10 protein-coding genes are annotated in these 12,980 nt (G+C 43.0%); 5 read left to right on the top strand and 5 right to left on the bottom strand.

The genetic code is table 11. The features are described from left to right. Positions 1–11: 11 nt before the first annotated feature. The 4 genes from fabY to PR699_RS13070 form a co-directional block, all read right to left on the bottom strand. A complete protein-coding gene (gene fabY, locus PR699_RS13085) occupies positions 12–935 on the bottom strand; it encodes a fatty acid biosynthesis protein FabY (protein WP_004923676.1) in 924 nt (307 codons plus the stop codon). Between the two features lie 22 nt (positions 936–957). Beyond that, entirely contained in the window at positions 958–1,395 is a 438-nt protein-coding gene (gene dtd, locus PR699_RS13080) for a D-aminoacyl-tRNA deacylase (protein ID WP_004923673.1), read from the bottom strand. A gap of 60 nt (positions 1,396–1,455) precedes the next feature. Continuing rightward, positions 1,456–2,070 (bottom strand): glucose-1-phosphatase, encoded by a 615-nt coding sequence (yihX, locus tag PR699_RS13075; protein WP_004923670.1) that lies wholly within the window; start codon positions 2,068–2,070, stop codon positions 1,456–1,458. 91 nt (positions 2,071–2,161) lie between these two features. Further along, on the bottom strand, positions 2,162–3,082 hold the full coding sequence (locus PR699_RS13070; protein WP_014656999.1) for a LysR family transcriptional regulator: 921 nt from the start codon (positions 3,080–3,082) through the stop codon (positions 2,162–2,164). 270 nt (positions 3,083–3,352) lie between these two features. Here PR699_RS13070 and PR699_RS13065 point away from each other — a divergent pair, with 270 nt between their 5' ends. The 3 genes from PR699_RS13065 (at position 3,353) to abgT (ending at position 7,737) form a co-directional block, all read left to right on the top strand. Further along, positions 3,353–4,678 (top strand): M20 family metallo-hydrolase, encoded by a 1,326-nt coding sequence (locus tag PR699_RS13065; protein WP_014657000.1) that lies wholly within the window; start codon positions 3,353–3,355, stop codon positions 4,676–4,678. Further along, complete coding sequence (locus PR699_RS13060; RefSeq protein WP_014657001.1) at positions 4,671–6,119, top strand: M20 family metallopeptidase; 1,449 nt, start codon at positions 4,671–4,673, stop codon at positions 6,117–6,119. The genes PR699_RS13065 and PR699_RS13060 overlap by 8 nt, the downstream gene beginning before the upstream one ends. 88 nt (positions 6,120–6,207) lie before the next feature. After that, positions 6,208–7,737, top strand: coding sequence for a p-aminobenzoyl-glutamate transporter (abgT, locus tag PR699_RS13055; protein ID WP_014657002.1), 1,530 nt, complete (start codon positions 6,208–6,210; stop codon positions 7,735–7,737). Between the two features lie 502 nt (positions 7,738–8,239). Here abgT and typA read toward each other — a convergent pair. After that, the gene (gene typA, locus PR699_RS13050) at positions 8,240–10,063 is read right to left on the bottom strand and encodes a ribosome-dependent GTPase TypA (RefSeq protein ID WP_004923655.1); all 1,824 of its coding nucleotides are present in this window, start codon (positions 10,061–10,063) and stop codon (positions 8,240–8,242) included. A gap of 429 nt (positions 10,064–10,492) precedes the next feature. On the opposite strand from typA, the gene PR699_RS13045 reads away from it, so the two are divergent. Next, positions 10,493–11,125, top strand: a complete 633-nt coding sequence (locus PR699_RS13045; RefSeq protein ID WP_014657003.1) for a PadR family transcriptional regulator — start codon at positions 10,493–10,495, stop codon at positions 11,123–11,125. 426 nt (positions 11,126–11,551) lie between these two features. After that, entirely contained in the window at positions 11,552–12,961 is a 1,410-nt protein-coding gene (gene glnA / locus PR699_RS13040) for a glutamate--ammonia ligase (protein ID WP_004923644.1), read from the top strand. Positions 12,962–12,980 lie beyond the last annotated feature (19 nt).

The following is a 12,980-nucleotide window of genomic DNA, read 5'->3' as shown; positions in this document are numbered from 1 at the left end:
AATCGCTATCATCAAGATGATTTTATGGTCTTTTCCACCGGTAAAACCATATAGACACCGCTAAATACTGCTCCAACCTCACTGTTCGCGCCACTGACGGCTACCTCAAGTTTCACTCTCGCTTTACTTCCTCTTGCGAGACGGTCAAGGTCGCCACTCATATGTGACATATCGGCAACGGCTGTTGGCCTGCCACTAACAGGCTTGCTATAACGAATGCTGGCATCCACTAAGACAATATCACCACCGAGTTGGTGCTCTTGCATGAGTAGCCAAATCAAACCCCATCCCGTTAATGTTGCCAGTGAAAATTGGCTACCTGCAAAAATTGTTTCATGGGGGTTTTGGTTACCCGCTTCAGGCATCGTGGTAATAAATTTTTTCCCTGTATATTGTTCAATACGAACACCCATTTTTTCACTTAACGGGATATATTTATACCACGCTTGTTGCAGTTCGCCACACCAATCGGGTCGATGGAGGATTTGATCGAGGGTTTCAATCGGTTTAATCATTAAATAGTGGCGAACGGGTGTTTTCAGTTCACCAGCGATAAGGCCACGACTTTCAAAGCCGATCTTACTAAAGAAAGGAACGGCCTCTTCCCGAACACTCGATACAATGCGTTTTACACTTTCTTGTCGCGCAATGGACTCTAGGGCCATCAAGATGAGTTTACCTAAACCTTTACCTTGCATCACAGGATTAACAGCAAGAAAGCGGATCGCACCTTCATTATCGGCATTAATATAAAGCCGCCCGATCGCTAAAATACGGTTTTTATCATCAACGACCATTTGATGATAAGCAGTAAGATCATAGCCATCTTTCTCAGAACCAAGAGGCTGATTAAAGGGTTTACGTAACATCTCCCAGCGGAACTGGTAATAAGCATCAAACTCAGCGTCATCTTTAGGTGCACGCAGATGGTACATAGTCTCCCCCTAAATAGTTGAATCAGACTTGCAACCAGAAAGTCACAGGACCGTCGTTGGTCAGGCTGACTTGCATATCCGCGGCAAATTGCCCTGTTTCAGTGATCACACCTTGTTGGCGACTCTGTTCAACAAAATATTCATATAGCTGTTCAGCGCGTGCAGGCTCTGCTCCCCCTGAAAAGCTGGGTCTCATCCCTTTTTTCGTATCTGCTGCCAATGTAAATTGCGAGACAACTAACAAATGACCGCCAGCTTGTTGAACATTCAGGTTCATTTTTCCCTGTTCATCACTAAAAATTCGATAACCAAGTACTTTCTCACACAGCCGTTTTGCTTTTTGTTCGTCATCATCTTTTTCAACGCCGAGTAAAACAAGTAACCCAGAACCGATTTGACCAACAACTTGCTCATTCACAACAACTGCTGCATGAGCGACTCTCTGTATTAATGCAATCATGGTAACTCTATAAAAATATGGAGTAACGGTTTAGGTTACTCCACGGTGATAACTCATTAATTATTCGACTTCAGCGTTGAAGTCATAAGTACGAAAATATTCAGGTACAGTGTCTTTGTTAACGACATGAACACCTTTGATACCTAGCGCTTCGGCAGCCTTAATATTGTCCTCAACATCATCAAAGAATATGGCATCTGCCGCGTCAAACTCTTCAGATTCCAGAACATATTGGTAAATGGCTGGATCAGGTTTGCGCATCCCCAAGTCTTGAGAGAGGTAGAGGAAATCAGAGGAGGCTGCAATTTCAGGGTAATGTTCAGGCCAGTAATCAAGGTGTAGGCGGTTGGTGTTAGATAAAACAACAACACGATGCCCTTGCTCACGTAGGCGCTCCATTATATCAATAACTTCTGGGCGCACCGACATAAAGATAGCGTGCCAGCCTTCCGCAAACTCTTCAAAACTGAGTGTAATGCCGAGTTCTTCGCATAGCATTTCAGCAAATTCAATATCTGAAATTTTGCCACACTCATGTTGTTGGAAGATATTCCCAAAAGTAAACCGTGATTTGATCTGCTCAGAAGGCGTACCGCTCAGCTCTGACCATTTATCAAAAACACGATTAAAGTCGATATCAATAATCACATTACCCATATCGAAGATATACAGCATACCGTTTCCTCGTTGTTATTAACTAAATTCACTTTAATCATAATTCATACAACTGAACAGCCCTAATTGCAGATTATTTGTTGTTTTTTTATTAATAAAGGGTGCCATCATCTCTATCATGACAATAGATTCGAAACAGTCGAGCTAGATGCTCCCCTGCTGGCGACAAGGTATGATCCCGCCGTTGCACCAGCGCAAAAGTTGCATAAGGCAATTTTTCAGCCAAATCTAGTGCGATAAATTGCTGGTCAAATAAAGGGTCATCAATTGTATCAACAGAGACAATCGTCAAAAAATCGCTTTGTGCCACCAAGCTCATGCAGCCAATTAATGTTTCACATGTCACACTAAAGCTCATTGGTCTCTCCATTCTGGAGAACACTTCAGAAAGCTGCTTATAATAAGTGCCTTTCGGTGTCGGCATTGTCCAGTCACAATTTGCTAATTGCTCTAATGACGTAGCATGCCTCATCGGGTGATCTTTACGCATGATCACCTTATATTCTTTGCGCATTAACCTTTCAAAATTAAATTCAGCATCCAAACTACCGGGGTAATAAGTATTCACCGTAAAATCTAATTCACCTTGGCGTAATTGCGGCAACATCGTCAATAATTGCCCTTCCATGATACGGATCTTGATATTGGGAAAGTCACGATGAAATTGAATAATGACTTTTGGCATCACTGAACGTGCAATACTCCCTGCGACACCAATATTAATCGTACCGCTGGATAATCCAATGCGCTGCTGTATTTCCTCTTGCCCTACACGTAACTCTTCCAAAATAATACTGGCACGACGTAAAAAACTTTCTCCACAATCCGTTAAATAGATCCCTTGATTACTACGAATAAATAATTTTGCTCCCAAAGAGCTTTCTAATTCACGAATGGATTTGGTCAATGCTGGCTGAGAAAGCTGTAAAAAACGGCTTGCCGCCCTAATGCTGCCATGGCGACTCACTTCAACGAATGCCCTCAATTGATTCAACTTTATTGGCAAAGCCATATTAGCCCCTGATAACCATTAGTTATATAGACAAAGATAATCGTATCTTTTTTACCCTATTTTGATTGTGTACAGTCAACTTTTGATAATAACAAATAATTAACATAACTACTTATTAACTATTTTTTAATTATTAAAACAATCAAATGCAGCATATTAAATTAGTTTAAAAATATTAAATAAAATTTAATTTTATTTAAATTGAATCGTTCTGGGTATTTATACCGAGCCACTCCCACTTTATCGTGATAACTAAAAGAGATAACAATTATGGAGATTTCTTTAAATAACGCTATTGGATCCATCACACATCAATTACAAATTTGGCGGCGTGATTTTCATCAATATGCCGAATCCGGTTGGTTTGAATTTCGAACTGCAACATTAGTTGCTGATGAGCTGGACCGCCTTGGCTACCAATTACAACTAGGAAAGGAGGTCATCAACGCTGAAGATCGTATGGGGCTTCCCTCACCACAGCAATTGGCAGAGCAAGAAAAACGAGCCATTGAGCAAGGCGCGCTAACCAAATGGCTTCCCTATTTTTCAGGAGGATTTACGGGGATCGTTGCGACGTTAGATACGGGTAAACCGGGGCCTACACTGGCGTTTCGTGTTGATATGGATGCGTTAGATCTGAATGAAGATCTCACTGAACAGCACCGTCCACACGCAGAAGGCTTCTCTTCTTGTAATGCCCATATGATGCACGCCTGTGGTCACGACGGTCATACCGCCATTGGCCTCGGTTTGGCACATATCTTGAAGCAATTTCAATCACAACTGACTGGTCGTATCAAAATTATTTTCCAGCCTGCCGAAGAAGGAACCCGTGGAGCAAAATCAATGGCAACCGCTGGTGTTGTGGATGATGTCGATTTCTTTGTCGCCATACATATCGGCACTGGAGTGCCTAAAGGGGAATTAGTGTGTGGCAGTAAAAGTTTTCTTGCGACCACTAAATTTGATGTCACTTTTCAAGGGAAAGCCGCACATTCAGGAGCAAGACCAGAAGATGGCAAAAACGCATTAGTTGCCGCCGCTCAGGCCACACTGGGTCTATATGGTATTCCTCGGCATAGTGAAGGTAGTTCTCGTATCAATGTTGGTGTACTCAATGCAGGAATTGGACGTAATGTCATTGCTGATCACGCATTAATGAAAGTTGAGACGCGCGGCGAAACGAATGATATTAATGAGTTTATGTATCAAAAAGCCCTCAATATCATTGAAGGTGCCGCCAAAATGCAAGATGTTGAGTTCAACATCAAATTAATGGGCACTGCACAAAGTAGTCATCCTAGCCCGCAATGGGTCGATTTCATTATGCGTCTAGCACAGAACAATATTCCTGAGCTGACTTCCGTTATTAAAGATAAACCTCAAGCAGCAGGTTCAGAAGATGCAACCTACTTTATGGAGCGCACCAAAGCACTTGGTGGGCAAGCAACCTATATGATTTTCGGTACTGAGCTTAGCGCAGGGCATCACAATGAACGTTTTGATTTTGATGAAGATGTTATGCCTGTTGCCGTCAAAACCTTAGCCACTATTGCGCTTTCGCTACCTGAATTTGGAGATCACCCTAATGAGTAACGCATTCACATCATTCATCAATCATTATATTGAACAGAATCGCGCACGTTTCACCCAATTAAGCGATGCGATTTGGGATCATCCAGAAACCCGTTTTGAAGAGACCTTCTCGGCTGGGCTACTCGCTGATGCACTGGAGCAAGAGGGCTTTACTGTAGAAAGAGGGGTGGGCGATATTGATACCGCATTTATTGCCAGCTTTGGCTCCGGCGCCCCTGTGATAGCGCTGCTGGGTGAATTCGATGCGCTTGCTGGTTTAAGTCAGCACTCCGCTTGTAGCCATCCTAGCCCCGTTATTGAAAACGGTAATGGTCACGGTTGTGGGCATAATTTATTGGGAACTGCCGCATTAGCTGCCGCCTTTGCCGTAAAAGCTTGGATAGAGGAAAACCAACTACTAGGTACAGTACGTTTCTATGGCTGTCCGGGTGAAGAAGGCGGCTCAGGTAAGACTTTTATGGTAAGAGAAGGCTTATTTGATGATGTAGATGCGGCGGTAACATGGCACCCTGAATCATTTAGTGGTGTTTTCAATGTTCAATCCCTCGCCAATATTCAAACTGCATTTCGCTTCAAAGGCATTGCAGCACACGCGGCAAACTCCCCACATTTAGGCCGTAGCGCACTTGACGCGGTTAGCCTAATGAATGTTGGTGTTCAATTTTTACGTGAACATATTATTCAAGAAGCGCGCATCCACTATGCAGTCACGAATACGGGAGGCGCTTCCCCTAACGTCGTTCAAGCAGATGCCGAAGTTTTGTATCTGGTTCGTGCACCACAGCTAGACCAAGCTCAAGATATTTATCAACGAGTTATTGATATCGCTAAAGGCGCAGCTTTAATGACTGGTACACAATTAGAGATCCGACTCGATAAAGCATGCTCAAATTATGTTCCTAATCGCACTATTGAAAAAGCGATGTATCAGCATATTACCCATTACGGTATTCCTGAATACAGCGAGCAAGAGCGCCAATTTGCAGAAGAGATCCATGCCACCTTAACCAAAGATGATTTGCACAACGCAAAACTGAATGCCGCGCGTAGTGGTGGTGAACAAGCGATAAAATGGGGTGAGCGCCAAGGTAACAAGGCTCTGACGGATGAAGTTTTACCCTATGTTGAATCAAAAGAACTGATGTATGGCTCAACGGATGTGGGGGATGTCAGCTGGGTCACACCAACGGCACAATGCTTTAGCCCTTGCTTTGCATTCGGCACACCTCTGCATACATGGCAATTGGTTGCGCAAGGAAGAACATCTATCGCCCATAAAGGCATGCTATTAGCAGGGAAAATTATGGCAGCTACCGCCGTTGATCTACTCACAACACCTAACTTACTCGCTCAAGCAAAAAGTGAGTTCCAACGTCAACGTGCTCAACAACCTTACCACTGCCCAATTCCCCCTGACGTTAAGCCGTCTAAATTGCAGTAATTTTGTATTGGCGGGTCAATAACAATCACAAATCCCGCCATCAAGACCATAAAAATAACAATAATTGCAAATACATAGGAAAAACATCATGAGCCAAACCACAACATCAATGAATAAGAGCCCAGGTGCTATTTTTCGTTGGATAGAGCGTGTTGGGAATAAAATACCAAACCCTTTCATTCTTTTTGTCTATCTTCTGGCGATCTTAATGGTCGCTACGGCTATCCTTTCTTGGTTTGATTTATCGGTAAAGAACCCAGCTAACGGCGAACTCGTTTCCGTAAAGAACCTATTGAGTGTCGAAGGCATACAGTGGATTTTGCCTAATATTGTCAAAAACTTCAGTAGCTTTGCTCCATTAGGCGCCATCTTAGCGCTCGTCATCGGGGCAGGACTCGCTGAAAAAGTGGGTTTATTACAAGCCTTAATGTACAAGATGGCATCAGGGATTAATAAACGTTACGCCAGCTATATGGTGTTATTTATCGCCTTTTTCAGCCATATTTCATCAGATGCCGCTTTGGTGGTTATGCCCCCTTTAGGTGCATTAATTTTTATTGCGGTTGGTCGTCACCCCGTCGCGGGTCTACTCGCGGCTATTGCTGGCGTAGGCTCCGGCTTTACCGCTAACCTCCTGATTGTTACAACGGATGTTTTACTCTCTGGGATCAGTACGGAAGCCGCCATGATCATCGACCCTAACTTACATGTTAGTGTCATTGATAACTGGTATTTTATGGCTACATCCGTCATCGTCTTAACGATTGCAGGTGCCATCTTAACGGATAAATTTATTGAGCCACGATTACCAAAGTGGGAAGGCACTTCTCATGACCGCTTAGAAAAATTAACCCCATTACAAAATCGTGGGTTATTAATGAGCGGGCTCTCGGCATTAATATTTATTGGACTCGTCGCATTAATGGTTGTACCTGAAGGTGCACCACTTCGTGACCCACAGACAGGCTCGGTGATCCCTTCACCATTTATTAAAGGTATTGTGCCTGTCATCATTATTTTCTTCTTTGTCGTCTCAATTACTTATGGTATTTCGACCAAGCAAATTAAAAAACCAAATGATATTCCTGACCTATTAGTTGACCCCATGAAAAGCATGGCGGGCTTTATTGTCATGGTTTTCCCTCTGTCTCAGTTCGTTGCGTTTTTCAACTGGAGCAACATGGGGAAATTTATGGCGATTGGCTTGACTGATTTACTCGAAAATTTAGGAATGACAGGCGTACCTGCCTTTATTGGTTTGATGTTTTTATCTGCATTCTTATGTATGTTTATTGCCAGTGGCTCCGCAATTTGGTCTATTTTAGCGCCAATATTTGTGCCAATGTTTGTGCTGTTAGGCTTCCACCCTGCTTTTGCACAGATAGTCTTTCGTATCGCTGACTCCGCGGTACTCCCACTTGCACCGATGTCACCATTCTTACCTCTATTTTTAGGGTTTCTACAGCGATATTACAAAAATGCCCAACTTGGTACTTATTACACCTTAATTCTGCCTTACCCACTGGTTTTCTTTGCAGTATGGATATTGCTGCTCGTCGGTTGGTACTATGCCGGTTTACCAATAGGGCCAGGGGTTTATCCTCAACTGACACCTTAATAAGTCACCCATTACCTTTAAAATTTACTGTATCAATAGAAGGTGGGATAGCTTCCCGCCATCCTCTTACCCTACCGTACATACAGCGCTGTATGCACGGTAGTTTGTACTTATTCCGCTCAGGTCGTCACACATGTGTGTCGCTAATAATTTCGTTACTGTTCGTTTATTGCGACTAACAAAATTAAGGTGATTTTGGGAAGTGCTTTCCTTCTCCACGCGCGATGACTGATTATTCGTTATATCTACTCAAGCTGCAGTGTGATAATAGATATCACTCAGAACTGATTGATTTTACGAACGTAAATATCCTTCCGAAATGTGTTTATCTCGTGCGATAGTTTGGAATTAATATGATGGGAATGAGAGGCTTTGAATATGTCGGCTAGCTCACTATTTATACTAGCCCCATAACAGCAAAGTCCTAACCTTTTAGGCTAGGACTTTGTTAGCAATCTGAAAGCGCCCAATGAGCGCCTTCAGCAAGAAGAATAACTAAAAATTAGTCTTCTTTTGAACGGTTCGCACGGCGACGATCGTTTTCAGTTAAGTGACGTTTACGCAGACGGATAGACTGTGGAGTCACTTCAACTAATTCGTCATCATCAATAAACTCTAGTGCTTGTTCCAAAGTCATTTTAATTGGTGGTGACAAGGTTGTCGCTTCATCCGTACCAGACGCACGCATGTTAGTCAGTTTTTTACCTGTTAAGCAGTTCACAGTCAGGTCATTTGAACGTGAGTGAATACCAATGATTTGGCCTTCATACACTTCTGCACCATGACCTAAGAATAGCTTACCGCGGTCTTGTAGGCTGTACAGGGCGTAAGCAACTGCTTTACCTTGACCATTCGAGATCAATACGCCATTTTGACGACCACCAATTTCGCCTGGGCGAACATCATCGTAGTGGCTGAATGTTGAGTACAGCAAACCCGTACCTGACGTCATCGTCATAAATTCAGTACGGAAACCGATCAAACCACGGCTAGGGATAACATAATCAAGACGTACACGGCCTTTACCATCTGGCATCATGTCACGTAGGTCACCTTTACGCTCACCCAACGCTTTCATGACATCACCTTGGTGCTGCTCTTCAACGTCTAAAGTCACTTGCTCAAATGGCTCTTGTTTACGGCCATCCACTTCACGGAAGATAACTTTTGGACGAGAAACACCTAACTCAAAGCCTTCACGACGCATGTTTTCGATCAGAACTGACAAGTGCAATTCACCACGACCGGAAACTCGGAATGCATCTGGATCTTGAGTTTCTTCAACACGCAATGCCACGTTGTGCACTAGCTCTTTGTTCAAACGGTCAAGGATCTGACGCGAAGTCACATATTTACCTTCACGACCACAGAATGGTGAGGTGTTAACACAGAAGAACATGCTCACGGTTGGTTCGTCGACCGCCAATGCTGGTAACGCTTCAACATTACCCACATTACAGATAGTGTCTGAAATGTTTAGTTCACCTAAACCCGTCAGAGCAACGATATCACCTGCTTCTGCATGTTGAGAATCAATACGTTCTAAACCTAAGTGAGTCAGAACTTTACCGATTTTACCGTTACGTGTTTTGCCTTCGCTATCGATAACTGTCACTTGTTGGTTTGGCTTAACAGTACCACGTTTGATACGACCAATACCGATAACACCTAAGTAGCTGTTGTAATCTAGTTGTGAAACTTGCATCTGGAAAGGCCCTTCCAGATCAACTTTTGGTGGCTCAACATATTTGACAATTGCTTCATAAAGCGGGGTCATGTCTTCTGCCATATCTGTATGGTCAAGACCCGCGATACCGTTTATTGCTGACGCGTAAACGATAGGGAAATCAAGCTGTTCATCCGTTGCGCCTAAGTTAACGAATAAATCGAATACTTGGTCAATAACCCAATCAGGGCGTGCACCAGAGCGGTCAACCTTATTGATAACAACAATCGGTTTTAAGCCATTATCGAACGCTTTTTGGGTAACGAAGCGTGTTTGTGGCATAGGGCCATCAGTGGCATCAACCACCAGCAGAACGCTGTCAACCATTGACATAACACGCTCAACTTCTCCACCAAAGTCGGCGTGACCTGGGGTATCTACGATGTTGATGCGATAGTCATTCCATTTGATAGCGGTATTTTTGGCAAGGATAGTAATACCACGCTCTTTCTCCAAGTCATTGGAGTCCATAACACGCTCATCCACAGTTTCACGTTCACCGAACGTGCCTGATTGCTGCAATAATTTACCAACCAGTGTTGTCTTGCCATGGTCAACGTGAGCGATGATGGCGATATTTCTTAAGTTTTGAATTGACAAGGATTTTTACCGTTTAATTGACAGGAAAGGAATATGCTTTATAGAGCCTAACTATAAAACTGCAAAATAGGAAGCATACTTTCTACGTTAATTTGCTGTTATTTTACACGTTTTTCCGCGCAAGTGGAATAAATGTGAATTTCATCACTGTATAAAAAGTTTTTAACTAAAAAACATTTAGTTGCGTAACAACTACGGAATATCTCAAAAAATAACTGGTATCAATACTGAGAAATCACAAAGTAACAGAATAATACGCTATATTTTAAATTTTAACAGCCGTAAAAAAGAATAAAAAATAGAAATTCTTCTACTAACTCCCTCTTTCACGCTTTTTTCTGTAATTTAGATATATCTAAATTGACCAATTAGATATATCTAATTATATTTGATCTCGTAAATTCGATATATCTAATCAAGGAGAATTATATGCGAATTCATTGTTGCCGTCATGTTTATCATTCACGCCATGAAGACGGTCATGGACACCAATGTTGCCACGGCGAAGGTTGCCATGGTCGCGGTGAGGCACGTGGGCAGGGTGGTGGTCGCCATAGAGGTCGTGGATTACGCCGTTTATTTGATCATGGTGATTTGCACATTATGGTACTTTCATTAGTGGCTAAAAAACCTAGCTATGGCTATGAAATTATCAAAGATATCCAAGAAGCCTCAAATGGCCTTTATGTACCAAGCCCAGGTGTTATTTATCCAACGCTAACACTACTCGAAGAACAAGGTTTCCTTGAGTCAGAAGTGGTTGAACGTAACCGTAAAAGTTTCAAAATCACGGCAGAAGGTGCAGCACATTTAAAAGCGAATCAAGAGACAGAAACCATTATTTTCCGTAAATTAGCCAAAGCGCGTGATATGCAGCACGGCGGTAATTTATCTGAAGAAATCGAAATGGCTGTCAGCCGTTTTAAAGCGCTCTTGCGCCATAAAATGGTTTTAAAACAATTAAGTGAACAACAAACTCGTCAAATTGCGCAAATCATCAATGATGCCGTACAGCAAATTGAGCAAGTCAACATTTTATTAACTGATAACATTGATGAATAAAAAGCGGGTTGGTTAATCATTTATTTTATCTAAATGGCCTTGTGTTTTGACGTCAAGCACAGGGCTAACGGTCAAAGCTCCCCCTCTCTACTAGCCATTAATAATGACTTTACTTTGGCACGGCAAAACCTTTGTGTAGCCGCTAATCCTCGCTTTTTATTACTAAAGCACCAATATAGTGCACTCCACATAGAAAATGCACCATATTGGTGCAATAATTCACATGTACTCTCCTACTAATTTGTCATAACGGCGTAACACTCCATATTTAGGCTATTTTAAAAAGTTGGCACGTTTTTCGCTTATACTTTTATGTGAGAAGTTACACCTTGATTAACTGATGCTGAAAAGCCAGAAATAATTGCAAAAAGTAACGCAACTGTATGTGGTTATTTTGCAGACCCGACCTGACCAGGAGAGCCGACGATGTCCGCAGAACACGTTTTATCGCTGATAGAAGAGCACAAAGTAAAATTTATTGACATGCGTTTTACTGATACCAAAGGTAAAGAGCAACACATCACCATCCCTGCTCATCAAGTCAACGAAGACTTCTTTGAAGAAGGTAAAATGTTTGATGGTTCATCAATTGGTGGCTGGAAAGGCATTAACGAGTCTGACATGGTGCTAATGCCAGATCCATCCACTGCAATGCTCGACCCATTTTTTGCCGACCCAACTTTGATCATTCGTTGCGATATTCTTGAACCAGGCACAATGCAAGGTTACGACCGTGACCCGCGCTCTATTTCTCAACGTGCAGAAGATTTTTTACGTGCCAGCGGTATTGCTGACACCGTGCTGTTTGGGCCAGAGCCTGAATTCTTCATCTTTGATGATATTCGTTTTGGTAACAGCATGCACAGCAGCTACTATCACATTGATGATATTGAAGCGGCTTGGAATACTGGTACAAAATATGAAGGCGGTAACAAAGGCCACCGTCCGGGTGTAAAAGGCGGTTACTTCCCAGTTCCCCCCGTCGATTCTTCACAAGACCTCCGTTCTGCGATGTGTACCACCATGGAAGAAATGGGCTTAGTCGTTGAAGCTCATCACCATGAAGTGGCTACCGCAGGTCAAAACGAAGTGGCATGCCGCTTTAATACAATGACCAAAAAAGCAGACGAAACACAGATTTATAAATATGTCGTGCACAATGTTGCCCATGCTTACGGTAAGACGGCGACCTTTATGCCTAAGCCATTAGTCGGTGATAACGGTTCAGGTATGCACTGCCATATGTCACTGTCAAAAGATGGTATTAACCTATTTGCAGGCGATAAATACGGTGGTTTGTCAGAAATGGCGCTTTACTACATTGGCGGCATTATCAAGCACGCACGCGCACTGAATGCCTTCACTAACCCAACAACCAACTCGTATAAACGTCTGGTTCCGGGCTTTGAAGCACCAGTTATGTTGGCTTATTCTGCACGTAACCGCTCTGCATCTATTCGTATCCCTGTGGTTGCAAGCACCAAAGCGCGTCGTATTGAAGTGCGTTTCCCTGACCCAGCAGCCAACCCATACTTAGCGTTTGCTGCGCAATTAATGGCGGGTCTTGATGGCATTATCAATAAAATCCATCCGGGCGACGCCATGGATAAAAACCTATACGACCTGCCACCAGAAGAAGCAAAAGAGATCCCAACAGTGGCTGGTTCACTAGAAGAAGCCTTGGCTGAGCTCGATAAAGATCGTGAATTCTTAATTCGCGGTGGTGTATTCACCAACGATGCAATTGATGCCTATATCGAACTACTCCGTAGCGATATTCAACGCGTTCGCATGACCCCGCATCCATTAGAATTTGAAATGTACTACAGTGTGTAACACGCCGTTCCACTGCTAG

This window comes from Providencia sp. PROV268, assembly GCF_028477805.1.
In the GTDB taxonomy this organism is placed as follows: domain Bacteria; phylum Pseudomonadota; class Gammaproteobacteria; order Enterobacterales; family Enterobacteriaceae; genus Providencia; species Providencia stuartii.
Note: the sequence above shows the minus strand (reverse complement) of the source record. Positions and strands in the feature narration are given on the sequence as shown.